Consider the following 25,135-nt stretch of genomic DNA (forward strand, 5'->3'; position numbering starts at 1 on the left):
GTTATCCTTATGAAGGAGGCTGGGAACCATGAGCGAACATCTCCATCATCACGACAAGGACAAACAAGACTTGAACAAGTTCGGCTACGCGCAGGAGCTGCTGCGCAGTATGGGCGGTTTTTCCAACTTTGCGATTTCGTTCTCGATCATCTCCATCTTGACCGGCGCGGTATCTTTATACGGTCACGGCTTAACGTACGGCGGGCCGGGCATGATGGGCTTCGGCTGGCCAATCGTTGCGCTGTTCGTCATGTTCGTAGCTGCGGCTATGGCGGAGCTCGCTTCCGCAATTCCGACGGCCGGGGCGCTGTACCACTGGGCGGCCATCCTCAAAAACAAGCGCTGGGGCTGGTACACGGCGTGGATCAATCTGATCGGTCAGATCGGCATCGTTGCCGGGATCGACTACTCCGTCGCGCTCTTCGCCGATCCGCTGCTTGGCGGCGTGTTCGGCTACACCTCCAACAATACGACCGTCCTCATCGCCTTCACGGTCATTTTGCTTACCCACGGTATTCTCAATCACATCGGTATCCGCATCGTCGCCAAGCTCAATGATTTTTCCGCCTGGTACCACATTATCATCGTCGCAGTACTTGTCGTCTCCCTGGCTTTCTTTACAAAAAACGGTTTGAACAGCGTCGATTATTTGTTCAAAGTGGGCGAGACGTTCTCCGACAAGCCTTACCTGTTCGCTTTTCTGATCGGGCTGCTGCAAGCACAGTGGACCTTCACGGGCTACGACGCCTCCGCCCATACGATCGAAGAGACGATCAATCCCCGCGTCCGCGCGCCTTGGGGCATCTTCACCTCGGTTGCGTATTCGTTTGCCATCGGATTCCTGATGCTCGCCTTCGTCACGCTCTCGATCAAGGATGCCGCCGCCGCTGCCGGCTCCGAGAACGCGTTTATTTATGTAATCAGCCAGGCGTTAGGCGGTACGTTCGGTTCCGTCGTGCTGTGGCTCGTTACCGCCGCGATGTGGTTTTGCGGCTTGTCCTCCATTACTTCGTTTTCCCGGATGATGTACGCCTTCTCGCGCGACAAAGGTATGCCGTTCAGCGGCCAATGGGCGCAAATCTCCAAAAAATTCCGCACGCCGGCCAAAGCGATCTGGCTTGCGATTATTCTTTCGTTCCTGCTGGCATTCGTCGATTATATTATCAAGACGGTTAACCCAGACGCGGCCTATACGACGATCGCGTTTCTGACTGCCGTTAGCGTCGTCGGCTTATACGTGGCCTACGGCATCCCGATTTGGCTCAAGCTCCGGGCGAAGGCGCTAGGACGGTTTCAGGAAAAGCATCTCGGCCCGTGGAACCTCGGCAAATACAGCGATTTCGTGTCCGTGGTGGCCTTGATCTGGATCGTCTTCATCTGCATCGTGATGGTGATTCCGCCTAACGAAACGGCCGGCTATGCGCTCGCCGCCATGCTCCTCCTGCTCGTGATCATGGATGTGGCCTATTACAAAAATCATTTCCCCGGTCCGCTGGCTGCGCTGAATACGTCGATGGAAGACATTTTGCGCCGCGAACGGGAATTGGAGCAAGCGGGAAGCCCCGGCACCGGCTCAGGATTTTCGCACAAAGCTTGATATAACATAAGATGCCCAAAAAGCCTCATGCCCGGCGCTATTACCGGTATGAGGCTTTTGAGCTTGCGCGCACGCTATTAACCTGCATACTCTTCGTAGGACCAATCCTTCGCATGTCTCAGTGTGATTTCGATAAACGCGGTCAAAGCCGGGGAGAGCCATTTGTTTTTGTGATAAATCATTTGTGAGAACACCTTTCTGAAGCTTCCTTCGAACGGAATGAGCCTGAGTTTATGATCGCGCAGCTCTTCCATTACGGCCAGCAAGGGCAGGCAGGCGAAGCCTAAGCCGCTGGCGACGCAGCGTTTCATCGCTTCGATGCTCCAGAGCTCCATAATGTGTGAGGGGGTAATGTGCCTGTCTCGCAAATACTCTTCAAACATCGTCCGGTAGCTGCAATCCCTCTCGTTGGCAATGAGGCATTCCTCCAGCGTCCGGTTGTGATAACGGCTGTCCAAGGCGGTGATCGGATGATCGGGACTTCCGATGACGACAATCGGCTCTTCCGCTAACGGATGCACGACCAGATCGCTCTCCTGAAGCTCCGGAACGATGAGAAAGGCGACATCCGCATCCCCGCTCAGCAGCGCTCTTTTGTTGGCTCCGCATGTCGCGTTGCTCAGCTTGATGCTGACGTGAGGGAATCGTTTTCGGTACTCTCTTAAAACCGGCTCCAGGCGATAGACGGTCAGCGATTCCGGAGCGGCAATCCGCAGCTCACCTTTCAGATCTCCCGTTTCGTTAGCCATATTTTCGATTTTCTCATACGTTTTCAACATTTCCTGCGAATACTGCAAAAGGCGGCTGCCGGTTTCCGTCAAGTGGATTTTTCGTCCCAGCCGGTCGAATAAAGGGGCGCCCAAATGGGTTTCCAGCGCTTGAATGTGCGAGGTGACGGTGGATTGGGTGTATCCCAATTGCTCGGCTGCATGGGTGAAGCTGCCGCATTCGATAATTTTTTTGAATGTGATAAAATGACGTATTTCCATGATTACACCAGCCTTACGGTTAGGTCTGGTTCCATACTATCATAAAAATCAATGGATTGGTTCGATAATTTCAATTTTACCGATGCTGCGAATTGTCGTATCGTAATAATACCCTGCAAAGGGGGTAACGGTAGAACGCATTTTGTTGACAAGGAGGGTGGATGATGATGAAAAGCGGATCGGAACCATCCAAAATGTATTATGGGTGGGTCGTCGTACTAATCGTGTTCGTGACCTTGCTAGTATCGGCGGGAATCCGCTCCGTGCCGAGCCTTTTTATGCTGCCTTTTCAAGAAGAGTTTGGCTGGAGCCGCTCCGATATATCGACGGTCGTGGCGACCAATATTCTCTTGTACGGCTTGATCGGACCTTTTGCGGCGGCATGGATGGAAAAGCTGGGGGTTCGCCGGACGATGGCGATCTCGCTGCTGCTGCTGGCCGCGAGCCTGTCATTGACCCCTTTCATGACTTCCTTGTGGCAGTTTGAGCTTGTATGGGGCATCGTGGCGGGCATCGGAACGGGTACCCTAGCTAACGTGCTTGGCGTAACGGTAGCCAATCGGTGGTTTGTCAAACGAAAAGGGCTGGTCGTGGGGATGCTTACCGCAAGCGCGGCTACGGGACAGCTGCTGTTCCTGCCCTTGCTTGCCAAAATTACGGAAGAGCTCGGCTGGCGGTATTCCGCTTATGCGGCAGTGGCCGCCCTCTTGATATTGCTGCCGGTTGTCGTCATCTGGATGCGGAATCATCCGTATGAGGTGGGCGCCGCGCCTTACGGCGAGGAACAATTGGTGAAGCCGAGTTCGTTTCGTGGAAACTTGTTTCTGGAGCCGCTGATCTCGCTTCGTTTGGCTTCCCGGAGCTTAACCTTCTGGCTGCTGGCGGGCACGTTCTTTTTTTGCGGCTTCACGACGAACGGCTTGATCGGGACGCACCTGATCCCAGCCTGTGGCGATTTCGACATCTCGATGGTGACCGGGGCCGGACTGCTCGCGCTGATGGGCGTTTTTGATCTGGTGGGCACCACGCTGTCGGGCTGGCTCTCCGACCGTTTCGACAACCGGTGGCTGCTGTTCTGGTATTACGCGCTGCGGGGCCTTTCGCTTATTTACTTGCCGCAGGCGCTGGGGCTAGGTCCGACGCATCTGCTTGTGTTCGCCGTGTTTTACGGCCTCGATTGGATCGCGACTGTCCCGCCGACGGTGAAGCTCACGACAGATGCTTTTGGCAAAGAGCGCGCGGGCATGATTTTCGGCTGGGTTGTGGTCGCCCACCAGATCGGCGCGTCGACAGCGGCCTATTCGGCGGGAGTTTTGCGCGATTGGCTGGGCAGCTATACGCTGCCGTTTATGTTGGCAGGAGTGACTTGCTTCATCGCGGCTTTGATGTCCGTCAGGATTCAAGCCGCCAGCCGGCGGAAAATCGCCGCGGCCAGCTGACGATGGAACAGGTTCGGCGTAAACGCAGGTTTTGCAGGACGCCGGAGGCGGGGAGCTATCCGGCGTCCTGCATTTGCTGCGGATGAAAAAGATTCGGCATCGCGTCCGTTTCTTTTCGATCGTTTCGATAGACAATACAACGGATTATGCAATATTGTACAAATGAGCAAAAATAAGTTCGGTTCAGAATAGCAAGCCTTGCTCGATTTTGCCGACCATGCCTTCGATCCACCGCAGCTCGGCTTCCAGCCGCGCCGAGAAGAGTCGTAAATTTTCGCTTAAATAATGCGGAGAATTGGCGGGAAAAAGGTTGAAATCGGCGGTGGCTTTAAAGCTCTCGATATCAGCGCGGAGCAGGTTGATTCGATGACGGAAGGCGCCGAGCAGATGATCCTTCGAAAAGCGGTTCATGAACATCAGCGCGATGTGGAACGAATCGAACTCCGGCTTGTATTCCCATATGGCCTTGTCCAGCATCCGCTCGAATTCCTGCCTTCCCTTCTCGGTTACTTGGTAAGCGATTCGGGCAGGCCCTTTTTTATTTTCGATGATTTTCTCCGAAGAGGCCGTTTCCGCAAGTCCTTCGGAAGCCATTTTATTCAGCGCAAAATAGATGGACCCGTAAGCGATGTTCGCCCACTTGCCGGCATGCCAAATTTCCAGCTCCTTACGCACATCGTATCCGTGAATCGGTTGACGTTTGAGCAGAACGCCCAAAATAAGCAGACGGGTTGACGACATGATCTGTGTCCCTCCCGAATGGATATGATCGAATTACACTTATTGATCATAAGGCAAAATGATTGTTATTGCAAAATTTTCCCAGATGCAAATCTATTGAAAGCAACATGTTCATGGACAATCATTTTTAGGCACAAGAGCCGCCCCCTCAAAGAGCTCGTTTGGCGCACAGGAGGGGGCAGCTTTTGTTTTGGCGGATCTTTATCGTTTGATGCCGTGCCGCTTCTCCAGATGCTCAGCATGGGTGCGCAAATACGAGTGCGGCCCGAAAAACTTGTCGTAATAGTCCAAATCGAGATGATGCGTCTGCAAATACATCAGCGAGTACACCGACGGCACGGTGGCCGGGAATTTGCCGAACGTGTCGTACACATACTGCGCGATATGCGCCACGGCGGCGCGGAACTGCTCATCGTGCACCTGCGCGCTGCTTCTTACGTTGCGCGGGGCCTTCCACGGTCCCGGCGTGTCCGGATGGAACGGGCCGTTCGGGCCGAACTTGCGCTCGCAGAACGCGTCAACGGCGGCGCGCATGTCTTTGAAGTGCGGCGGCGTGTACGAGATGAATACGCCTTCGAGCCCGGTCGGATTCGGCAGCGGCCAGCGCTCGTCCGTATCGTACCGGAAGCCGAGCCCGGGCACCTCCGGGTCCCCGCTTGCGCCCAGCACCGTCAGCCGATCGATGCCGTCGAACATCCAGCCTCCGAGCCCGAGCGCCTGCTGCATCAGCATGCCCGCGTAGGTGGCCGTGGATAATTCAGCCGACAACTCGGCCAGCGAATATTGGTCGAGAAACGTCAGCGGCAGCGGATTTTCCACGTCGATGATGTCGGCGAATTGCTCGAGTCCCGGGATTTTCCGGTTGTTCACGTCGTCGTAGATGCTCAGCCCGTTCTGCACGTAGAAGCACAGGTTGGCAATCGTATGCTGCGCCAGATCGCCGACGGGAAACGCAAGGAACGTGCCGGGCCGATTGGCGACCCAGGAATTGTGCCCCTCCATGTAGGGCTCGTAGTTCGGAATGTGCAGCCGCTTGTCCGAAATTTTGCGGATGCGCTTTTTGTACTTGTCGATGAGTTCGACGATGCTGTGTCGGCTGTCTTCGCCACGCTCCGCTTCCGGTTTGGCGTCTCTCGTCTGGAAAATATACGTTCCCGTATCGTCCGTGAAAAAGATTTCCGACGTATGGAAGCCGGCGGCCGAAGGAAACGTCCTTCCCGAAGCCGATCCGGAATAATTGGACAAATGCGGTTTATACCGGTCGTGCCGGGTAACGGAATGGTGCCACCCGGTGACGCCTCCGACCGCAAGCAAAATGAGCAGCTTCTCAAGATTGTCGAGCGGCAGCGGCTCGTGCTTGGATTTATAAGCGAGCGTTCCGTCCGGAATTTCCGCTCCCCGGAAAAAACGCCGGGAACGGCGGCCGAACAGCGCCTCCACCAAGGGAAACTCGGCGATTTCCTTTAACCATTGCTCGTCGATTTCGATGTTGTCCAGTGACATGCTAATCCCTCCGCAGCAGATGAAATAAATGAGCTCATTAAAAAAAGACATCAAGGCACCAAGCGCCGAAGTGAAACAAGCTTCGAAGGCATGGCACAATCATGTCTCTCCAGTGGACTGGTCGATGATTAATAATTTCGATGGAAATACTAGGAATATGAATCATATGTATCATAAGCCGGGCTTGTTTTCGTTGTCAATGCCGAATTTGCTGAGCCCGTTTACAGACTGGGGCGGTCAAAAGGATATTGACCGGAAGTTGAGAGCTGTGCTAGTATGAATTTCAAAATAACCGACTAAATCGATTGGAATTTAAAAAGCGACCGGACAACCGGAGATGTAGTTTGCGCCTTGGGGCGAGCTGCATCTTTTTTTTGTGCTTTTTTTGTTCTCGAGATGTCTTGGAGGCGATGGGATGACAACGGCGGGTTCGCTTGTGGATGTACCCGGCACGAAGGTGGGACATGCGCATGATCCCCGGGCATGGACGGGCTGTACGGCCATTGTATGGGAGAAGGGGGCGCTGTGCAGTGTCGATGTGCGCGGCTCGGCGCCCGGTACGCGGGAGACCGATTTGCTGGACCCGACCTGCCTGGTGGACCGCGTGCACGCGATCTGTCTTAGCGGAGGCTCCGGCTTCGGCTTGGATGCGGCGACAGGCGTAGCCGTCTATTTGGAGGAGCGGGGCATCGGCGCTGACGTCGGTTACGGCATCGTGCCGATCGTACCGGCCGCCGTGCTGTTCGATTTGTCCGTCGGCGATCCGAAAGTCCGGCCCGACAAAGCGATGGGCTATGCGGCGGCGAGCCGCGCTACGGACGCTCCGGTGCAGGAGGGTAATGTCGGCGCAGGCTGCGGCGCTTCGGTCGGGAAGATCGGCGGGTTCGCCAAAGCGATGAAGTCCGGGCTCGGCTCGGCCTCCGTCCGGCTGCCCGGCGGGCTGGTGATCGGGGCCGTCGTCGCCGTAAATGCGCTTGGCGAAGTGCGGGATCCCGCAACCCGCGAAGTACTGGCGGGTCCGCTGAATGCGGACGGCCGTCTGGAGGATAGCCACGAGCTGCTTATCCGCAAGCCCTTCTCGTTCACAGAGGTGCCAAAGGGTACTAACACGACGCTGGCCGTCGTCGCAAGCAACGCCAACCTGACGAAAGCAGAGCTGAAGAAGGTGGCCGAGATGACGCACGACGGCTTTGCCCGCACGATCTATCCGGTACATACGATGTACGACGGCGATGCCGTATTCGCGGCTTCAACCGGGGGGGTAGACACTTCGGTCGACGTCGTCGGGGCGATGTCGGCGCAGGTGGTTGCGGAAGCGATCGCACGTGCCGTCCGGTTGGCGGAGGGCGGAGGCGGCTTGCTGTCACACCGCGATCTCAAAAACGTACGACAGGGAGACGGAATTAAGCCATGACGAATCGGATACCAATAGACAAAATCATCGCGGAAAAACAGGTTCCCGTCCCGATGCGCGACGGCGTGATGCTGTACGCCGACATTTACCGGCCGGATTCATCGGAGCGGTATCCCGTGCTGCTGATGCGGACCCCGTACAATAAGGCCGACGCGCAGACGATGAATTACGCGCATCCGTCTTGGTACGCTCAGTACGGCTATGTCGTGATCGTGCAGGACACCCGCGGGCGGTGGGAGTCGGAAGGCGAATTTCAGCCTTACCGGACGGAAGCGGAAGACGGATACGACACCATCGAATGGGCGGCCGGGCTGCCCTATGCGATCCCGAAGGTCGGGATGTACGGCTTCTCGTACGTCGCCGCCGTGCAGTGGCTGGCGGCGGCCAGCCGGCCTCCGCATTTGACCTGTATTGCGCCCGCGATGATCGGGTCCGATTCGTATCAAGGAAAAACGTACCGCAGCGGCGCGTTCGCCTTGGCCAGCATCCAGTCGTGGGTGCTGTTCGTCGCACAGGACACCGCGCTGCGGAAGGGCCGGACCGATTGGGCCGCCGAGCTCGCGGCAAGTCTGGCCGGCATCCACGGCGTGTACCGTTCCTTGCCGCTGAAGCGGACGGCGGCGATCCGGGAGGAGCTGGCGCCTTATTACCGGGAATGGCTGGAGCATCCCGTCCGCGGCCCGTATTGGACGGCCCACTCGCTGCGAGAACGGTACGGCGCGATTGAAGTGCCTGCACTGCATGTCGGCGGCTGGTACGATCTGTTCGTCGACGGCACGATTGAAAATTTTAACGGCGTGCGGGCGCAGGGAGCGACGGCTCAGGCGCGGGACAACCAGTACCTGGTCGTCGAGCCTTGGTACCATATGCCGTGGTCGAGGTTCGTGGGAGAGCTTGATTTCGGGCCGGAGGCGGCCAACTGGATCGACCGGCTGCAGCTCGAATGGTTCGGCCGTTGGCTGAAGGGAGACGCTTCGCAATGGAGCGGCGTTGCTCCGGTTCAATATTTCGTTATGGGTGACAACCGCTGGAAGCAGGCGGAGCAGTGGCCGCCGCAGCCTGCGGCGGAAACGCCCTTTTATTTGCGCAGCGCAAGCCGGGCCAACTCGATGAGCGGCGACGGCGCGTTAAGCGCAGAGCCGCCCGAAGCCGAGCATCCGGACACGTTCGTCTACCATCCGTCGATTCCGGTGCCTGCGCTCGGAGGGCGGTCGGGCGCCGTACCGGAACTGACCCCGATGGGGCCGAAAAACCAGCTGCCCATCGAGGTGCGCAACGACGTCCTGGTCTATACGTCGGAGGCGCTTGAGGAAGAGGTTGCTATCGAAGGAAACATAACGGCCGTCCTATATGCGGCGACGACGGCGGAGGACACCGATTTTGTCGTGAAGCTGGTCGACGTTCACCCGGACGGCCGGGCGTACAACGTGGTGGAGGGAATCGTGCGAGCCAGCTTCCGCCATTCGCTGGAGCATCCGCAGCCGGTAACGCCGGGAGAAATCGTCCGCTACGAAATTCCGCTTGGTCCGACGGCGATCGTGTTCAAGAAGCGTCATGCGATCCGCGTGGACGTGACCAGCTCGCTGTTCCCGACATTCGATCGGAATCCGAACCGGTTTATGACGCCGGGGGAAGCGACGGAGGTGGATTTCGCGACCGCGACGCAAACGATCTATCACGACCGGCTGCATCCTTCGCACGTGCTGCTGCCGATCGTCTGGGCGGCACAAGAAACGGAATAAATGTAGAAGAGCTTTATACATCATCGGGAGGAACGCATGGGCAAATCGTTCGTTTGGTTCGATCTGGGCTATACGCTCGTTTATCAGCAAAGGGAGGAGGTCTATCGGCAGTTTGTGCAGGAGCAGGGGGCGGACGTTCCGTTAAAAGAGGTGGAGCGGGCGTATCACTTGACCGACAAGCTGTTCATGCGGGAATATCCGGGGGCGCTGGGCAAAGAAGCGCAGACGTTTTTTCCTTGGTATTTGGGTATCGTGAACTACCGGCTCGGCTTTCACTTCGACCTGCATAGGCAGTGCGGGCGAATGCGCGAAATTCAGAGCTTGTCGCAGCGGAAATGGCTGTCGTTCCCTTATACAAGCACGGTGCTGGACCGGCTCAAAAAGCATGCCGTCGGCGTAGGGCTCATCAGCAATTGGGACGCGACCGCACGGCACGTGCTGGAGGACAACGGGCTGATCGGCTATTTCGACCACATCGTCATATCGTCCGAGGTCGGCTCGGAGAAGCCGGGTAAAGAAATTTTCCTGCACGCCCTGAAGACGGCGGACGTCTCACCTAACGATTGTTTGTACGTTGGGGACAACTATTACGACGATGTCGTCGGCAGCTCCCGGGTCGGCATGGAAGCGGTGCTCATCAACCGGTTCGGCCGGCTCGGGATCGAGGAGTTTGCCCACGAGCCGACGATCGCTTCCATCGAAGTGGTACCGGATATCGTGCATGGGTAAAAAGGCCGGAGTGGCGGATCATCAAAATGAGGCAAGAACGAGCAGGGGGACATGCACAATGAAACGTCAGCGAAATAATAGAAAGCTTTATACGGCCATTACCGGTTTGGCGATCGTGGCTCTGCTAGCCGCATGCAGCGGCGGCAGCGGTAAGCCTGCAGCGGGTTCGGGCGGAGGAACCGCGCAGCCGGCCAAGGCGGCCGGGGCTGGGGAAAAAGTTAACGGAGGCAGCATCGTCGTCATCGTTCCTCAAGACCCCGACTATCTGGACCCGCATCTGGCGGTAGCCGCCGGCACGTCGGAAATGATGTTCAATGTCTACGAAGGTCTGTTGAAGCCGAACGAAAAAGGCGAGATTTACCCGGCCATCGCCAAGTCCTACGACATTGCGCCGGACGGGCTGACCTACACGTTCAAGCTGCGGGAGGGCGTCAAGTTTCACAACGGAAACGCGGTGACGGCGGAGGACGTCAAGTATTCCTACGAACGGCTGGCCGGCAAAGAGACGGGCAAGCCGCTTTCGCCCGCGTTTGCCAGCGTGCAGTCGATCGAAGCGCCGGATGCGGCGACGGTCGTGATCAAGCTCAAGGAAAACAATGCGTCGTTCCTGACCTCGCTGACGGCATTCGTCATTCCGAAGGGCTATCAGGACAGCAACAAAAAGCCGGTCGGCACCGGCCCGTTCAAATTCGTCGAATATTTGCCGGGACAGCGCCTCGTCATCGAGAGAAACAAAGACTATTACGTCAAAGACGTGCCGTCCTTGGATAAGGTCGAATTCCGCATCATCCCGGATCAGGAAGCGGCGCTTGCGGCCTTGAAGTCGGGTGAAGCGGACATCTTCCCCCGCATCGGCACAGAGAAGCTGGACGGGCTCGGCCCCGAATTTCAAACCGTCAGCGCACCGCAAAACCTCGTGCAGCTGATGACTTACAATATTGCGAGGAAGCCGTTCAATGATATCCGGGTGCGGCAGGCGATCAACTACGCGGTCGACCGGGACGAGATCATCAAGGGCGTCGCGCTTGGCAAAGGCACGAAACTCGGCTCGAACATGAGTCCGATCATGACCCAATATTATTTGGACGGTCTGCAGGATACGTACAAGTACAGCACGGAGAAAGCGAAGAGTCTCCTCGCCGAGGCCGGCTACAAGGACGGTTTCTCCGCGACGCTGTCCGTGCCGTCCAACTACCAGTTCCATGTCGATACGGCGCAGGTGGTCGCGCAGCAGCTCGGCAAAGTCGGTATCAAGCTGAAGATCGAGCCGGTCGAGTGGGCGGTATGGCTGGACCGCGTGTACAAGGGCCGGGACTACGATCTGACGATTATCGGGCTGGACGGAAAGCTCGATCCGAACGACATTTTGAACAAATACGCATCGGATTCCAAAAACAATTTCTTCAATTACAAAAGCTCGGAATTCGACAAAGCGTTAAAGCAAGGATTGACCGAGCTTGATCCGAACAAGCGGGCGGAGGCGTACAAGCAGGCGCAGACGATTCTGACCAAAGAGGCTGCGGCCGTCTACATCATGGACCCGAACCTCAATGTCGCGCTCAAGAAGACGCTGTCCGGCTATAAGCAGTATCCGTTGTATGTGCAGGACATGTCGTCGGTTTATTTGACCCGGTAGCAGGGGAGCGCGCCGATGGACTACATATACTTGACGCGCCGGATCATGACGCTGCTTTTAACCGTCGTATTTGTCATTTTGCTGACGTTCTCCGCATTTCGGATCATTCCCGGCAATCCGGCGCTGGCGATCCTGGGGACGGAAGCGACCCCGGAGCAGGTGGAGGCGCTGCAGGCCAAGCTGGGCGCGGACCTGCCACTGTTCGAGCAGCTTGCGCGCTGGCTCAAGGGCGTCGCGGTGCTCGATTTCGGGGAGTCGCTGCGCTTCGCCACGCCGGTGCTCGACTTGATCGGCGGGCGCATCCCCGTCACCTTGTCGCTGGCGCTAATGTCGCTTGCGATGACGGTCGTCGTCTCGATCCCGCTAGGGATTGCAGCGGCGCGGGCGCGGGGAAAAGCGGCGGATCTGATCGTCTCGATCGGGACGCAACTCGGGCTGGCCGTGCCGTCATTCTGGTCGGGCATCGTTCTCATTTTGCTGTTCGGCCTGACGTTAAAATGGGTGTCCGTGAGTCGCTTCGTCCCTTGGTCGGAGGACCCGTGGCTTGCATTCAAGTCGCTGCTGCTGCCCGCCGTGGCCGTCGCGATTCCGCAAATCGCCATCGTGGTGCGTTATTTGCGGACGACGATGCTGGAGCAGCTCGGCCTCGATTACGTGCGGACCGCTTACAGCAAAGGACTGACGGAGTTTACGATCCATTACAAGCACGTGCTGAAAAATGCGCTGATCCCGGTCATTACCGTCGTCGGCATGAATTTCGGCGAAATTCTCGCGGGGAGCCTGGTGATCGAGCAGGTATTCACGCTCCCCGGGGTGGGCCGGCTTCTCATTTCGGCGATCGGCAACCGGGATTATCCGCTCATTCAAGGCATGGTCGTGCTGATTGCGTTTGCCGTCATCTCGATTAATTTTCTCGTCGATCTGTCCTACCGCTGGTTGGACCCCAAAATTCGCTTAAAGTAGAGGGTCGCATGAACAAAAGAAACCGCATCACGTTATGGCTCGGCGTGACGCTCGTCGCTTCCTTGCTGCTGCTTATGCTCGTCAGCCTGGCGTATGTCCCTTACGGCGTCAACGAGATGGATATCGCCGGGCGGCTGCAGGCTCCGGGGCCCGAGCACCTGCTGGGCACGGATCAGTTCGGCCGGGACATTCTGAGCCGGGTGATGGAAGGGACGCAGACCGCGTTCGCCGTCGGCGCCGTATCCGTCGCTATCGGTTTGGCCGGCGGGTTCCTGATCGGATCACTCGCCGGCTATTTGGGCCAATGGACAGACGAGCTGCTGATGCGCCTCGTCGACGCCCTGATGGCGTTTCCGGGCATTTTGCTGGCGCTGATTTTCGTTTCGATCTTCAAGCCGAGCTTGTTTCAAACGATGATCGCCATCGGCATCTTGTCCGTGCCGTCGTTCGCCCGCGTGATCCGTAGCGGCTTCCTCCAGCTCAAGGAAGCCGAATTCGTCAAGGCGGCACGGGGGATGGGGGCCGGACACGCATCCGTGATCGTCCGCCACATTGTGCCGAACATGCTGTCGTCCGTCATCGTGACGGCTTCGCTCAGCTTTTCCACGGCGATTCTGGTGGAAGCAGCGCTGAGCTACCTTGGTCTCGGCGTCCAGCCGCCGGACCCGAGCTGGGGGCGCATGCTGAACGAATCCCAGAGCTACATCGGCAAAGCCCCGTGGTTTACGCTCGCCCCAGGCATGTTAATTACGGCCACCGTGCTCGGCTTCAATCTGCTCGGGGACGGCATCCGGGACTTGCGGGACCGCCGGGCTTAGAAAGGAGATGGCGCATGCCGAACTTACTGTTAGAGCAGAAGCCCTTGCTTGACATTCGGGATCTGCATGTAGAATTGACTCCCTCTGGTAGGAAGGATGCGGCGCTGCCGGTGCTTACCGGCATTTCGCTTGCTGTTTATCCGGGCGAAGTGATAGGGATTGTCGGAGAATCAGGCTGCGGAAAAAGCGCGCTGTCCTTGTCCGTCGTCGGGCTGCTGCCCCGTGCGATGCGCATCGGGCAAGGGGAAATCTGGTATCAATCCGCACCGGTCCACCGGCTCGGTCCAGAAGAGACGCGCCGTCTGCGCGGCAAAGAAATCGCGATGGTGTTCCAGGATCCGATGACGTCGCTCAATCCCGCCTTGACCGTCGGCGAGCAGCTGACGGAAATGCTGCGGCTGCATCTGGGGCTGACGCGGCGGGAAGCCGAGGTCCGGGCGGTGGACCTGCTGCGGAACGTCGGGCTGCCGCGCCCCGAGGCGCTGCTGTCCGAGTACCCGCATCGGCTCTCCGGTGGGATGCGCCAGCGGGTCATGATTGCGATGGCGCTCTCGTGCCGTCCGCAGCTGCTGATCGCCGACGAGCCGACGACGGCGCTCGATGTGACCATTCAAGCGCAAATCTTGGAGCTGCTGAAGCGGATCAGCGCCGAGGAACGGACGGCGATCATGCTCGTTTCCCACGATCTCGGCGTCATTGCCGACATGTGCGACCGGATTGCCGTCATGTACGCGGGACAAATCGTGGAGGAAGGACCGGTGGAGGACATTTTCGATGCGCCCCGCCATCCGTATACGATCGGGCTGCTGAATTCGATCCCTTCGCCGGCGAAGAAAAAAGAGCGGCTGTATTCGATTCCCGGCACCGTTCCCGCGCTTCACGAGCGGGGCGGCGGCTGTCGGTTTTATTCCCGCTGCCCGCAAGCCTCGGACCGCTGTCTGGCCGAGCCGCTGCGGCTGACCGACCTGAACGGCCGGCATGCCGTTCGCTGCCTGCTCGCCGTGCCGGAAGGGGGTGCTTCCCATGCCGCCGGTTGAGCCTTTGGTGGAAATCGAGCAGTTCGTGAAGCATTACGTCCAGGGCGGCTTATGGGGACGCAGGCAGGTGCTGCGCGCCGTCGACGGCGTATCGCTGTCGATCCGCAAAGGCGAGACGCTCGGGCTTGTCGGCGAGAGCGGCTGCGGTAAATCGACGACCGGGCAGCTGGCGGCCCGGCTGCTTGCACCGACCGGGGGGGTGATGCGGTTCAAGGGGACCGACATCCGGGAGCTTCGCGGCGGCGCGGCGAAGGAGCTGCGCAAGCAGATTCAGTACGTGTTCCAAGACCCGTACACGTCGCTGAACCCGAGGCATCCGGTTGCCGCGCTCCTTGAGGAGCCGCTTCGGATTCACGGCATCGGCAGCCGCCGGGAGCGGCGGGGGCAGGTGCGCGAGATGCTGCGGACGATCGGGCTCGGCGAGCCGTACGAGCAGGCTTATCCGCATGAGCTGAGCGGCGGGCAGCGGCAGCGGGTCGGCATTGCGCGGGGGCTGATGCTAAATCCGGAATTTTTGATCCTGGATGAGCCGGTCTCCGCGCTGGACGTCTCCGTGCAGTCGCAAATTTTAAATTTGCTGAAAGACTTGCAGCAGCGGCTCGCGCTTACCTATTTATTCATTTCCCACGACCTTCACGTCGTGCATTATATGAGCGACCGGGTGGCGGTCATGTACCTGGGCAAGATCGTCGAGCTGTCGGACGTTGACCGGATTTACGAGCAGCCGCTTCATCCTTACACGCAGGCTTTGCTGTCGGCGATTCCGTCGGAGCATCGGGGGCGGAAACGGGAGCGGATCGTGCTGGAGGGTGAGCTTCCGAGTCCGCTATCGGCGCCGCAGGGCTGCGCGTTTCATACGCGCTGCCCGCATGCGGAAGAACGATGCCGGACGGCGGCGCCTTCGCTGCGCACGGTCGAGCGGGGGCATGAGGTCAGCTGTCACCTGGTTTAGCGACATCAGGAGACGGATCATGAGAATTGGAATTATATCGGATTTGCATGTGGACAAAAACAATATCGACGGCCAGACTTCCGTGCAGGAAGCGGTCAGCCGGATCGCTCTGGAACAGGAAACGGACCTGCTGATCGTAGCCGGAGACGTTTCGAACGATTACCGGTATACGCTGGACGTGCTGCAGGAGATCGAGCACCGGACGGGCAAGCCGTGCTTGTTCGTTCCGGGAAACCACGATATTTGGAATATCGGTCATCCGCTGGAGAACGCCTGGCACGCGTACGAAGCGCTGCAGCGGTACGACAGCAATCTGACGAACGCGCCGTATCCGCTCGGTCCCGATTGGATCGTGATCTGCGATATCGGCTGGTACGACTATTCGTTCGGAAGTCCGGCTTTTACCGTTGACGATTACGGGAGGATGGAATAGGCGGCAGGGTGTGGAAAGACAAGCTGTACGCCAAGTGGGACCGCGACCCGGTTCAAGTCCATGAGCTGTTTTACCGCCGCCTCCAAGGGCAGCTCGAACGCTTCAAGAGCAAACGGATCATTTTGGTGACGCATGTCGTGCCGCACGAGCATTTTATCGTCCCGACGCCGCACCCGCAGTGGGACTACTTCAACGCGTTTCTCGGCAGCCGGCAGTACGGCGAGCTGATCGAAGCTTACGGCGGCGCGGTGCAATACGCGGTGTTCGGTCACGTGCATTACCGGAAGCGGGCGCGCCTCGGTAAGACGGAATTCGTCTGCGGCTGCCTGGGAGACCGGGAGGAGTGGCGGCATCCGGACGACGTCGGGCGGGAGCTGCCGCACGCTTTTACGACGATTGAGATCGGCTGAGTTTGCAAAAAAACTTGAGTCTGCGCCCGTTTCCCAGTATATTGGGGATATCCATATTTCACGGGGGTAGAACATGAGTCGAAACGACGAACTGACCGGGTATGGCCGCCATCATCTCCAGATGGAATCGTACGGAGCGGCCGCCTTTTGCTTTTATCGGGCTATAAAAGAAAACGAATTCAACGGAAATGCGTGGAACGGACTTATTCTTTCGCTCAGTCTGATGCGCAGGGAGGAGGAGATCCGCACGACGCTCGCCCGCTTCGCCTTGCAGCCGGGGCTGGATTTCGACCGCGACCTGCTGACCTTCGTCTTCATGATGTGGCAGCAAAATCCGCGCGCTTTGGCCGAATGGCTGCGCCGGGTCGTGCAATTCAACGGCATCCCCGAAAAGGACCAGCTGGCGTTCACGGAAATTGCGGAGGACGCGGAACGGGCGTACGAGGATCTGGTCGTGAAGTACGGCGCGGAATCGCTGCACAGCCGCGGCATGCTGACGCTGGAAGAGTACGCGGCGCGTCCGATCCAATTGGACTGGCTGCTGGAAGCGCCGGTCGATACGATTTACGAGCAGCTGCAGTGGTGGCTCGAGGATAAGGACTCGGCGCTCTCGGCGGTGCGCCTGCTCTGTATGCTGCCCGACACGCGAAGCGAAAAGCTGCTGCGCCGCGTCTGCCGGAACGTCGCCATCGAGCCGAAGGTGCGGACGCACGCGCTGCTGGCGCTCCGCTGGCTTGGCGTCCGCGGCAATGCAAAGCTGTATAAGTTCAACGAGTCGTTCGTCATCGACTTGGACAACCCGAAGCCGGAGCTGACCATTTCCGTTCCGGCTGTTTACAAGCCCGCGCTGGACCGCGTGAAGCTGTGGGCGGCCAAGGAGAAGGGGCTCGTGTCGCCGGAAGTGTACGAGCAGTACGCTTCGACGGACGAGGTCCAGCTGCCGCCCGAAATCGTCGAGAAGCTGGACGAGGCGGAGGTTCCGCCGCTGCTGCAAGAAGTGTCGCATGCGCTCATTCGCGCCGCTCATGACGAGTATTACCCGCTTGTGCCGACAATCAGCGGCACGCGCCAATGGAGCGCCGCGCTGCTCATGCTGATGAAGGACTATGCCGTCGGCATCGGGGAAGAGTGGCCGTACGGCGAGCCGGAGCAGGACGAAACGGCGAAGCAGCACCGCAACTGGCTGCTGAGCGCGAGCCCGGATTTTTATCCGAGCATCGAGGAAGTGCGCAAGTTAAAAGAAAGCTGATTCCAGCGGCCGTGTTCGTCGCTGATGTGCGGCGTCGTCACATGCGACCTGTTGCCGCGGAAGAAACGCGGTTAGGAGACTGACCGCCGAGTGCAAAAGACTGGCGCTGTCATTGGAACGCAGCTCCGCCAAGCGCCGAGAGGGGCATAGTGGTGCTGCATGGCAGTTGGTCTGACGGGGACACGCGGCCTTGTTCAGCCTAAGCTGGGATAATAAAGGAACTGCGATGCGTTAAGCAGAGCGTTTGGAGTGCTCGTCGGTGTATAGAGGAAGCAGGATGCTTTATCCTTGTCGAAAAACATACGTTCGATCTAAGTTTGGTCCGATAGCGCACCTGGAGTTCCGCTAATCGATTCGGACCAGACTGCTCGAACGGATTAACGCATCCGTGTTCCGCTATTTTTCGAATCGCTTTATACTGTGAAAAACGCCAGCCGCTAAACGGTTGGCGTTTTTGCGTTGGCGGATGGAAGAACGTCCGACAGTTAAGACGAAACGGAAGCGCCCAAATCCACTTCTATCAAATCTCGGCCCACCGTAATTGGTCCGGCATAAATCTCGCTCATGCCCCGGATATATGCGGCTTCCGCTTCCGGCGTTTTGGCCGGGGCCGGAATATGGTGGGTGAGCAGCAGATGCTTGACGTTTGCCTGTCGGGCAATTTCGGCCGCTTGCAGCGTCGTCGTATGGTATTTCGCCGGATTGCCGAGGCCTGTCGCCTGCTCCGGATACATGGCGATCAGAGCGTCGAGCCACTCCTTGTTGTAAGCCTCGTGAACGAGCAGGTCGGCTCCTTGGGCGTAACGAACCATATTGTCTACCGGAAGCGTATCTCCCGAGATGACGGCCGCTTGCCCGTTGTATTCGAATTTGTAGGCGACAGCCGGGTATACCGGACGATGGTCGACCTCAAAGGCCGTAATCCGGATGCCGTCCCGATCGTATACGACGCCTTCGTTGCACTCGTGATACTCGATTCTCGAACCGCCCAAGTCGGATTTGTTGTAATTGATTCGCAGATCGACGTCGAAGGCGAACGATGCTTCCATTTTTCCGATAATGTCCCGGGTCGTTTCCGGGCCGTACACCTGCATCGGCACCGTGCGGTTCTCGTAGACGGCGCCCGGGACGACATGCGTTCTCCAACTGCTGATGAACACGTCGAAAAATCCGGAGTTATGATCGCTGTGGTGATGCGTGAACAGCACGTCCGAAATGCGCTGGGGCATGATGCCGGCCAGAAGCAGTTGGCCGACGGTTCCGGCTCCGCAATCGACGAGAAATACTTTGCTGCCGGCGAGCACGGCCACCCCCGGTTTGGCGACCCCGTAGACCGCCCGCGGCGATCCGGTCCCGAGTAAAATGACTTTTAAATGCTCATGAAAATCGGGCACGAGTTTTTCCTGCCCTTGAATGTGCTTGGCGAGGTCTGTCAATCGAAAAAGCCCCTTCCCGTGTGTGAAATGCGAGCCTGGCTTCCTGTCGTAAATCTATTATAGAGCATGAGGCACGAGCTTACCATACAAATCATTTTGGAATAGTCGGAATAAAAGGGGGCTTTCTGTCAGGCTGGCTTTCGGCGCTGCTGTCATACCGATGACAGCGCCTGGACAAGCTTTCGTTTATTTGTCCGTCAGGTGTGCTATACTTGTTATGTTGCCTGCTATTGATTTCCGAAAGGATGGTTACCATGTTTACAAGAATATTGGTTGCGTACGACGGTTCCGAACTGTCTCAAAGAGCCTTGGCCAAAGCGAAAGAACTGGCGGGAGAGTCGAACGCCAAGCTTGACGTCATTCATGTGCTGCATCATCCCGTTGTCGTCATCGGCGAAGCGGTCGTATCTCCTCCGCGAAGCTATGAAGAAGAGTACATACAGCATGCGCAGTCTCTCATCGACCAAGCGAACCGCGAAATCGCCGGGCTTCCGGACGCAAAAGCCAGCTTGCGGCAAGGTCAGCCTGCGGACTCCGTGCTGGATTATGCAGGGGAGATCGGTGCGGATCTTATCGTGATCGGAAGCCGGGGCTTGTCCGGCCTCAACGAATGGGTGCTCGGAAGCGTGAGCCATCATGTCGTGCAGCACGCCCGGATTCCCGTCCTTGTCATAAAATAGGTTCGAAGCGCGTTCATGGCCGGCAGTTTTTGAAATAAAGCGGTTGACCGACCGAGATCATGCAGATACGCCGTGCTCATATCAAATTTATCGGAATTGTTTCGCATCTATCGGATCACCGGAGACCGAAGCCTGAGATTTTTGGGCTGTCAGGTCTCTTTTTTTATTCAGGGGTAGGAGGCCGGGAAGCTGGCGGCAGACCGTCGGCTGGGGACGGGGAGGCCAGGATGGCCATCGCGGATACGACGCCGTTCATCGACCGCTGCCCCGGTTGTGGGGAGACCGCCTTCGTTCTCGGAGCGGTTGTGAAAAAACGGTAAATAAAAAGGACGTGCGCCAGAACCGCAATCGCCTTGGGCGATCGTTCCGCGTACGTCCTTTTTAAATTGCGCAGCTCCGCCCTCGGTGCCGCGCATTTCGCTCACTCGCTATTCTTCCTGAAACAAGTCGGTCGACAAGTAGCGCTCGCCCGAATCCGGCAGCAGCACGACGATCGTTTTCCCCTCATTCTCGGGTCGAATCGCCAGCTCCGTAGCGGCAAAGGCCGCGGCGCCCGACGACATGCCGACCAGCAATCCTTCCTGCTGCCCCAGCAGCCTGGAGGTTCGGTAAGCGTCGTCCGTGCGCACTTTGACGATCTCGTCGATGACGGACCGGTCGAACACTTCCGGCACGAAGCCCGCACCGAGCCCCTGGATGCGGTTAGGCCCCGGCTTGCCGCCGGACAGCACAGGCGAATCGTGCGGCTCCACCGCAACGATGCGTACAGCCGGATTGTGGCGCTTCAGCACTTCGCCGACCCCCGTTACCGTTCCGCCGGTCCCGACGCCTGCGACAAAAATATCGACTTTGCCGTCAGTATCCGCCCATATTTCTTCCGCCGTCGTCTTCCGGTGGATCGCCGGATTGGCCGGGTTATTAAACTGCTGGGGGATGAACGAATGCGGCGTTTCCGCCGCCAACTCGTCCGCTTTGCGGATCGCGCCCAGCATCCCTTCGCCGCCTGGCGTCAGCACGACCTCCGCGCCGAACGCCTTCAGCAGATTGATCCGTTCCCGGCTCATCGTATCCGGCATGGTCAGGATCAGCTTATAGCCCCGTGCAGCTGCTACGGAAGCAAGGGCGATACCGGTATTGCCGCTTGTCGGCTCGATGATGACGGACTCCTGCGGACGAATGAGACCCCGCTCTTCCGCGTCGATGATCATGGCGTAGCCGATCCGGTCTTTGACGCTCCCGGCAGGGTTAAAAAATTCCAGCTTGGCCAACAGCGTTGCTTTTAATTCTTGTTTTTTATGATAATTGGACAGTTCTAGCAAAGGGGTATTCCCGATCAGATCCGTTAAGTTTTTCGCGATACGGCTCATCTGTATTCCTCCATTCATTCCGATTAACCCTATTCTTTTAATTCCAATATATCATAATACTGCAACAACGATCGCGAGGTCAAACGACGCCCGGATGGCCAAGGCTGCTGCAGCATACAAAGACGAATAAACGATAGGTTCAAACTATGATTATGATACGAATAATTGAATTGAACGATAAACAAGGCGAGCTTATACTGGACTCCGTAAGTATACCATCCAGAGAGAAAGAAAGGGAATCTTCATGATCGACCAGCGGGGGCGCTTGGGTACGGGTCCGGCACTTGTCGATGGGCATGTCCGGCGATTTTGAAGTCGCGATTGAAGAAGGCGCTACCTGGCTCAGGCTTGGCTCCGTTCTGTGCAAGCAGGAAGACCAAGCCTGACGCAAAAACGGCAAAAGCGGCAAAAACAGCAAAAGCGGCAACCCCGCAGGGCACCAGCATCGTCACGCCCTCGGAGTTACCGCTATATTTTTCAGCGCGTTGGGTTATCCCAAATGAAGCTCCTTCATTTTGTTGTATAGGGTTCCCCGGGAAATACCTAGCAGCTTGGCTGCGGCGCTCTTGTTGCCGAGCGTCTTGGCCAAGGCGTCTTCGATTAACGATTTTTCTTCTTCTTCGGTATTCCGCGTTTTCAAGATTCTCAATTGCTGGTCGGGCTGCTCCGCTTTGGGCTTGTCCAACTGCGGCTGCTCTTTTTGCAAATGCGGGGGGAGATCGGTCATCGTAATGCGTTCGTTTTCGCTGAGAATCAGGCATCGCTCCACAACGCTCATCAGCTCGTTAATATTCCCCGGCCAATCGTAATTGGAGAACGCGAGCATAACTTCGGGATCAAGCTGCGGAACGGGCTTTTGATACTGCAGCGCGAATTGTCTGACGAATGTTTGAACCAGTGAAGGGATGTCTTCCTTTCGCTCGCGAAGCGCAGGCAGCGCGATGGAAATGCCATTCAGCGCGTAATATAAATCGGACCGGAACAGCTGCTTTTCGACCATCTTCTGGAGATCCTGATCAGTCGCCGCGATGATGCGGGCGTGCACCGGAATCGGCGTTGTCCCGCCTGTCCGGACGATCGTTTGCGTCTGAATATACTGCGATAGCTTCGCTTGAATATCGAGCGGCAGCCGGTCGATCTCGTTCAGAAACAGCGTGCCTTGATCGGCCAATTCCAATTTACCGGCGCTGCCGGTCGGATTCCCCGAGAAGGCGCCCCCCTGAAAGCCGAAAAGCTCTGTTTCCAGCAATCCGGCGGGAACGGAACCGCAATGCAGCGTCATGAACGGATTTTCGGCCCGCGTACTGGCTTGATGGATTACTTGGGCGAGCTGTTCCTTGCCCACCCCGGATTCCCCGATGACGAGCAAAGGATTTTCGGCCCCAGCCACTTTTCGCGCCAGCCGGATCGCATTGCCGATTAATTCGCCTTTGCCCTTGATGAAGGAAAAGGGGTCTTCTTGGCTCGACTGTTCATCGAAGCGCGCCATATGGGTCGAAGAAAGCTCGTCGTTCAGACGGACCAATTGGGTGATGTCCTGCTCCGTGGCAATCCCGCCGATAATATGGCCGTTATAATCCACAACGGGAGAAGCGTTAACGAGCACGTGATTGCCGGGACGCGGACGGTGATACGTATTCCGGATCATCCGGCCTTCATCCAGCATTCGGAGCACCATAAGCGCTTCCGGCTGGAAATGCTCGCCGATGCGTCTTCCCAATATATCTTTCTTGGCGATGCCGTACGTCTCTTCGGCGACGGTATTCCAGCAGATCACCGTGCCGGTTTGGTCGACGACCGTGACCGCATCGGTTACCGTTTCGGCCAGCGTGAAGAAGTAGGAGGCAAGCCGCTGCTGTTCTTTATATACAAAAGTCAGCAGCTCGGCCATATAGCTGTAGCCGACCACGGTTCCGTCCGCTTCCCGGAAAACGACAGGCCGCTGGGTCGCGGCAGGCAGCCGTAAGAAGCTTTCATAGTTTCCGGCGGCAGCCTCCGAATAGGGGAGAACGGCTGACAGCAGATTCGGGCTGCCGGGCAATTCGTCGACCGTTTTGTCGTGCCCGTGCTCGAAAAGCCAAAGGTCCCCGGCGGTAAACAAGTAAGCGCCGTGATCCTTCAGGATGCAGACGGCGGCGTCCTGCCGCAGGCATGTCGAAATTTCGTCGATTGTCGAATGAAGAGGAAGCATATGCAGTTGTCGATGAATAGGTAATTGTTCAGCATTGAACATAGGCGGCCTCGCATGAGTTTTATAATTAAATTAACATGAAAGAGAACGGGTTACAACTGAATGCAAGCGGTCTTTTGGATTATTTATGATGCAAAACATGTTCATTTTTGGACATAAATGATGAATAATAAAAGTTTTTTTGTCAATAGTATGTACAAGTTTGAGATAAGTATGTATAATTTGATGCATAAAAGATGAAAAAAATGATAATTAAGGGAAATTAAGAGAGAAATAAAGCGATTTTGCAGAACTGTGCCGTCTCATAAAAGAATCCCTGCAAGCTTTAACTACACACCATGCATCTGATTTGAAACTTCATCGCAAGCAGTCCACTACACTCCATCGATTGAACCCTACTTCTCTCCGACACCATGCTGTTCATCAAGGCATTCATGCTTTGTTGTTCATAATTGATATATCCATTCGCTTTAACATTGCGACGCTTTGCTATATGGCGGTAACGAAGGCTTGCTGAGAATCCCATACAAAAGGTCTGTGAAAGCGATTACTTTGTCGCTTTATAAAATTATAAATTCGGGAGGTCGTCTGACAGGATGAAAAAGCAAACGGCAATTGGAATCGGTGCGGTTATGTTAAGCATGTTAGCGATTACGGCTTGTGGAGGGAATCCCGACGGAGCGAAGCCTGTGACAGGTTCGGCGGAAGGATCGGCCTCGGGCAAGGAAATTAAAATCGGGATGATGTCCGCGCTAAGCGGCAACGAGGCCAAAATGGGCCAGGACATGAAGCAGGCGGCGGAACTGGCGGCCGAGGAGATCAACGCCGCCGGCGGGATTAACGGCAGCAAAATCAAGCTTGTTGCCCAAGATGATGCCTGCGATCCGCAGACCGCTACGGCTGCCGCCAACAAGCTCGTCTCCGAAGGCGTAACTGCCGTCGTCGGCAGCTATTGCTCCGGCGCCGCGATCCCGGCCACCGGCGTATTCCATCAAAACGGTATCCCGACGGTCATTACGGCGGCCAACTCGCAAAAAATCGCCGATCAGAAATTTCCGGAAATTTTTATGATCAACGGCACCGGGCTGCACCAGGCGCAGATGGCGACGGAATATATGGTCAAACAAAAACAAGCGAAAAAAGTTGCGATTATTCACGATAACTCCGCTTTTGCCAAAGACTTGGCGGAAGTGACGAAGAAGCAGGTGGAGAGCGCCGGTTCGAAAGTCGTCGTATTCGACGCCGTGAACCCGGACGAAACCGACTTCTCCTCGCTGGTGTCCAAGCTGAAGCAAGCACAGCCGGACGCGACGTACTGGACGGCGTACTACAAGGGCGGCGGCCTGTTCATTAAGCAGTTCAAGCAGCAAGGCGTTTCCGGCATCATCGGAGTCGGCGACGGAGCGAACGACAAGATGCTGATCGACATTGCCGGTAAAGATGCGGCAGAAGGCACGTTCATCACCAACAGTCCGACGGCGGAATTCCTGCCGGATGCCAAGAAATTCATCGACGGCTATAAGAAAAAGTATTCGCAGGAGCCGGGTCCTTACTCTGCTCTTCAATATGACGGCATTAAGGTTCTGGCCGATGCCATTACGCGCGCAGGCTCCGCCGACAAGAAGGCGATTACCGAAGCGTTGGCCAAATCCGATTTAAAAACGCTCACCGGACAAGTTTCCTTCGGCCCGCAGGGCACGCTGAAGAAATCCAACTTTGTCGTACTGCAAGTCAAAGGAGGCACATTTGCTCCTTCGAAGTAAGTACTCGAACGCGCGGCATGTGAGGAGCGTGCCGTGTATTTTTTTC

22 protein-coding genes and 1 pseudogene are annotated in these 25,135 nt (G+C 57.1%); 17 read left to right on the top strand and 6 right to left on the bottom strand.

The annotated features are described in order from the left end of the window. Positions 1–28 precede the first annotated feature (28 nt). Positions 29–1,597: an amino acid permease gene (locus ET33_RS04110; protein ID WP_051775098.1), complete on the top strand. Its 1,569-nt coding sequence runs from the start codon at positions 29–31 to the stop codon at positions 1,595–1,597. A 77-nt stretch (positions 1,598–1,674) separates the two neighbouring features. Here the strand turns inward: ET33_RS04110 and ET33_RS04115 are convergent, their stop codons facing one another. After that, entirely contained in the window at positions 1,675–2,586 is a 912-nt protein-coding gene (locus tag ET33_RS04115) for a LysR family transcriptional regulator (protein ID WP_036676867.1), read from the bottom strand. Positions 2,587–2,750: 164 nt separating this feature from the next. On the opposite strand from ET33_RS04115, the gene ET33_RS04120 reads away from it, so the two are divergent. Next, positions 2,751–4,025, top strand: coding sequence for an MFS transporter (locus tag ET33_RS04120; protein WP_327204051.1), 1,275 nt, complete (start codon positions 2,751–2,753; stop codon positions 4,023–4,025). 183 nt (positions 4,026–4,208) lie between these two features. On the opposite strand, the gene ET33_RS04125 is transcribed toward ET33_RS04120, so the two are convergent. Together ET33_RS04125 and ET33_RS04130 are read right to left on the bottom strand one after the other, a co-directional pair. Next, positions 4,209–4,766 (bottom strand): PadR family transcriptional regulator, encoded by a 558-nt coding sequence (locus tag ET33_RS04125; protein ID WP_081890197.1) that lies wholly within the window; start codon positions 4,764–4,766, stop codon positions 4,209–4,211. A gap of 201 nt (positions 4,767–4,967) precedes the next feature. After that, entirely contained in the window at positions 4,968–6,269 is a 1,302-nt protein-coding gene (locus tag ET33_RS04130) for a hypothetical protein (protein WP_051775099.1), read from the bottom strand. Between the two features lie 28 nt (positions 6,270–6,297). On the opposite strand from ET33_RS04130, the gene ET33_RS04135 reads away from it, so the two are divergent. From ET33_RS04135 to ET33_RS04185, 12 genes are all read left to right on the top strand, one after another. Beyond that, the gene (locus tag ET33_RS04135) at positions 6,298–6,549 is read left to right on the top strand and encodes a hypothetical protein (RefSeq protein ID WP_036676871.1); all 252 of its coding nucleotides are present in this window, start codon (positions 6,298–6,300) and stop codon (positions 6,547–6,549) included. A 135-nt stretch (positions 6,550–6,684) separates the two neighbouring features. After that, positions 6,685–7,683 carry a P1 family peptidase gene (locus tag ET33_RS04140; protein WP_036676872.1) on the top strand — a complete coding sequence of 333 codons (999 nt, stop codon included), beginning with the start codon at positions 6,685–6,687 and terminating at the stop codon, positions 7,681–7,683. Next, the gene (locus tag ET33_RS04145; protein WP_081890198.1) at positions 7,680–9,425 is read left to right on the top strand and encodes a CocE/NonD family hydrolase; all 1,746 of its coding nucleotides are present in this window, start codon (positions 7,680–7,682) and stop codon (positions 9,423–9,425) included. The genes ET33_RS04140 and ET33_RS04145 overlap by 4 nt, the downstream gene beginning before the upstream one ends. Before the next feature lie 36 nt (positions 9,426–9,461). Further along, a complete protein-coding gene (locus tag ET33_RS04150; protein WP_036676875.1) occupies positions 9,462–10,154 on the top strand; it encodes an HAD family hydrolase in 693 nt (230 codons plus the stop codon). 58 nt (positions 10,155–10,212) lie between these two features. Beyond that, positions 10,213–11,790 (top strand): ABC transporter substrate-binding protein, encoded by a 1,578-nt coding sequence (locus tag ET33_RS04155; protein WP_036676877.1) that lies wholly within the window; start codon positions 10,213–10,215, stop codon positions 11,788–11,790. Between the two features lie 15 nt (positions 11,791–11,805). Next, positions 11,806–12,753 (top strand): ABC transporter permease, encoded by a 948-nt coding sequence (locus ET33_RS04160; RefSeq protein ID WP_036676880.1) that lies wholly within the window; start codon positions 11,806–11,808, stop codon positions 12,751–12,753. A gap of 8 nt (positions 12,754–12,761) precedes the next feature. Beyond that, on the top strand, positions 12,762–13,571 hold the full coding sequence (locus ET33_RS04165) for an ABC transporter permease (protein ID WP_036676885.1): 810 nt from the start codon (positions 12,762–12,764) through the stop codon (positions 13,569–13,571). 14 nt (positions 13,572–13,585) lie between these two features. After that, positions 13,586–14,608, top strand: a complete 1,023-nt coding sequence (locus tag ET33_RS04170) for an ABC transporter ATP-binding protein (RefSeq protein ID WP_036676890.1) — start codon at positions 13,586–13,588, stop codon at positions 14,606–14,608. Continuing rightward, positions 14,595–15,560, top strand: a complete 966-nt coding sequence (locus tag ET33_RS04175; protein ID WP_036676894.1) for an ABC transporter ATP-binding protein — start codon at positions 14,595–14,597, stop codon at positions 15,558–15,560. Before ET33_RS04170 ends, ET33_RS04175 begins: the two co-directional genes overlap by 14 nt. Before the next feature lie 19 nt (positions 15,561–15,579). Then, positions 15,580–15,993, top strand: coding sequence for a metallophosphoesterase (locus tag ET33_RS37210; RefSeq protein ID WP_051775100.1), 414 nt, complete (start codon positions 15,580–15,582; stop codon positions 15,991–15,993). An 8-nt stretch (positions 15,994–16,001) separates the two neighbouring features. Continuing rightward, positions 16,002–16,403, top strand: coding sequence for a metallophosphoesterase family protein (locus ET33_RS37215; RefSeq protein WP_051775101.1), 402 nt, complete (start codon positions 16,002–16,004; stop codon positions 16,401–16,403). Between the two features lie 73 nt (positions 16,404–16,476). After that, on the top strand, positions 16,477–17,652 hold the full coding sequence (locus tag ET33_RS04185; RefSeq protein WP_036676897.1) for a hypothetical protein: 1,176 nt from the start codon (positions 16,477–16,479) through the stop codon (positions 17,650–17,652). A 485-nt stretch (positions 17,653–18,137) separates the two neighbouring features. Here ET33_RS04185 and ET33_RS04190 read toward each other — a convergent pair whose 3' ends face one another. Continuing rightward, a complete protein-coding gene (locus ET33_RS04190) occupies positions 18,138–19,088 on the bottom strand; it encodes an MBL fold metallo-hydrolase (protein WP_036676901.1) in 951 nt (316 codons plus the stop codon). 254 nt (positions 19,089–19,342) lie between these two features. On the opposite strand from ET33_RS04190, the gene ET33_RS04195 reads away from it, so the two are divergent. Then, the gene (locus ET33_RS04195; RefSeq protein WP_036676905.1) at positions 19,343–19,768 is read left to right on the top strand and encodes a universal stress protein; all 426 of its coding nucleotides are present in this window, start codon (positions 19,343–19,345) and stop codon (positions 19,766–19,768) included. 428 nt (positions 19,769–20,196) lie between these two features. On the opposite strand, the gene cysK is transcribed toward ET33_RS04195, so the two are convergent. Continuing rightward, the gene (cysK, locus tag ET33_RS04200; protein WP_036676910.1) at positions 20,197–21,135 is read right to left on the bottom strand and encodes a cysteine synthase A; all 939 of its coding nucleotides are present in this window, start codon (positions 21,133–21,135) and stop codon (positions 20,197–20,199) included. 281 nt (positions 21,136–21,416) lie between these two features. Here cysK and ET33_RS38330 point away from each other — a divergent pair. After that, positions 21,417–21,521: pseudogene (locus ET33_RS38330) on the top strand (YggS family pyridoxal phosphate-dependent enzyme); the annotation flags it as partial. 104 nt (positions 21,522–21,625) lie between these two features. Here ET33_RS38330 and ET33_RS04205 read toward each other — a convergent pair. Further along, a complete protein-coding gene (locus ET33_RS04205; protein WP_036676913.1) occupies positions 21,626–23,368 on the bottom strand; it encodes a sigma-54 interaction domain-containing protein in 1,743 nt (580 codons plus the stop codon). A 554-nt stretch (positions 23,369–23,922) separates the two neighbouring features. On the opposite strand from ET33_RS04205, the gene ET33_RS04210 reads away from it, so the two are divergent. Then, entirely contained in the window at positions 23,923–25,089 is a 1,167-nt protein-coding gene (locus tag ET33_RS04210; RefSeq protein WP_036676918.1) for a branched-chain amino acid ABC transporter substrate-binding protein, read from the top strand. Positions 25,090–25,135: the final 46 nt, after the last annotated feature.

This window comes from Paenibacillus tyrphae (assembly GCF_000722545.1).
In the GTDB taxonomy this organism is placed as follows: domain Bacteria; phylum Bacillota; class Bacilli; order Paenibacillales; family NBRC-103111; genus Paenibacillus_G; species Paenibacillus_G tyrfis.

What these genes read in the sequence shown, in the direction of transcription:
- ET33_RS04175 (WP_036676894.1), top strand. Translation starts at nt 14,595, where the DNA reads ATGCCGCCGGTTGAGCCTTTGGTGGAAATCGAGCAGTTCGTGAAGCAT.
- ET33_RS04150 (WP_036676875.1), top strand. Translation starts at nt 9,462, where the DNA reads ATGGGCAAATCGTTCGTTTGGTTCGATCTGGGCTATACGCTCGTTTAT.
- cysK (WP_036676910.1), bottom strand. Translation starts at nt 21,135, where the DNA reads ATGAGCCGTATCGCGAAAAACTTAACGGATCTGATCGGGAATACCCCT.
- ET33_RS04140 (WP_036676872.1), top strand. Translation starts at nt 6,685, where the DNA reads ATGACAACGGCGGGTTCGCTTGTGGATGTACCCGGCACGAAGGTGGGA.
- ET33_RS04120 (WP_327204051.1), top strand. Translation starts at nt 2,751, where the DNA reads ATGATGAAAAGCGGATCGGAACCATCCAAAATGTATTATGGGTGGGTC.
- ET33_RS04195 (WP_036676905.1), top strand. Translation starts at nt 19,343, where the DNA reads ATGTTTACAAGAATATTGGTTGCGTACGACGGTTCCGAACTGTCTCAA.
- ET33_RS04115 (WP_036676867.1), bottom strand. Translation starts at nt 2,586, where the DNA reads ATGGAAATACGTCATTTTATCACATTCAAAAAAATTATCGAATGCGGC.
- ET33_RS04185 (WP_036676897.1), top strand. Translation starts at nt 16,477, where the DNA reads ATGAGTCGAAACGACGAACTGACCGGGTATGGCCGCCATCATCTCCAG.
- ET33_RS04165 (WP_036676885.1), top strand. Translation starts at nt 12,762, where the DNA reads ATGAACAAAAGAAACCGCATCACGTTATGGCTCGGCGTGACGCTCGTC.
- ET33_RS04160 (WP_036676880.1), top strand. Translation starts at nt 11,806, where the DNA reads ATGGACTACATATACTTGACGCGCCGGATCATGACGCTGCTTTTAACC.
- ET33_RS04125 (WP_081890197.1), bottom strand. Translation starts at nt 4,766, where the DNA reads ATGTCGTCAACCCGTCTGCTTATTTTGGGCGTTCTGCTCAAACGTCAA.
- ET33_RS04145 (WP_081890198.1), top strand. Translation starts at nt 7,680, where the DNA reads ATGACGAATCGGATACCAATAGACAAAATCATCGCGGAAAAACAGGTT.
- ET33_RS04130 (WP_051775099.1), bottom strand. Translation starts at nt 6,269, where the DNA reads ATGTCACTGGACAACATCGAAATCGACGAGCAATGGTTAAAGGAAATC.
- ET33_RS04205 (WP_036676913.1), bottom strand. Translation starts at nt 23,368, where the DNA reads ATGTTCAATGCTGAACAATTACCTATTCATCGACAACTGCATATGCTT.
- ET33_RS04170 (WP_036676890.1), top strand. Translation starts at nt 13,586, where the DNA reads ATGCCGAACTTACTGTTAGAGCAGAAGCCCTTGCTTGACATTCGGGAT.
- ET33_RS37210 (WP_051775100.1), top strand. Translation starts at nt 15,580, where the DNA reads ATGAGAATTGGAATTATATCGGATTTGCATGTGGACAAAAACAATATC.
- ET33_RS04155 (WP_036676877.1), top strand. Translation starts at nt 10,213, where the DNA reads ATGAAACGTCAGCGAAATAATAGAAAGCTTTATACGGCCATTACCGGT.
- ET33_RS04110 (WP_051775098.1), top strand. Translation starts at nt 29, where the DNA reads ATGAGCGAACATCTCCATCATCACGACAAGGACAAACAAGACTTGAAC.
- ET33_RS04210 (WP_036676918.1), top strand. Translation starts at nt 23,923, where the DNA reads ATGAAAAAGCAAACGGCAATTGGAATCGGTGCGGTTATGTTAAGCATG.
- ET33_RS04135 (WP_036676871.1), top strand. Translation starts at nt 6,298, where the DNA reads ATGAGCTCATTAAAAAAAGACATCAAGGCACCAAGCGCCGAAGTGAAA.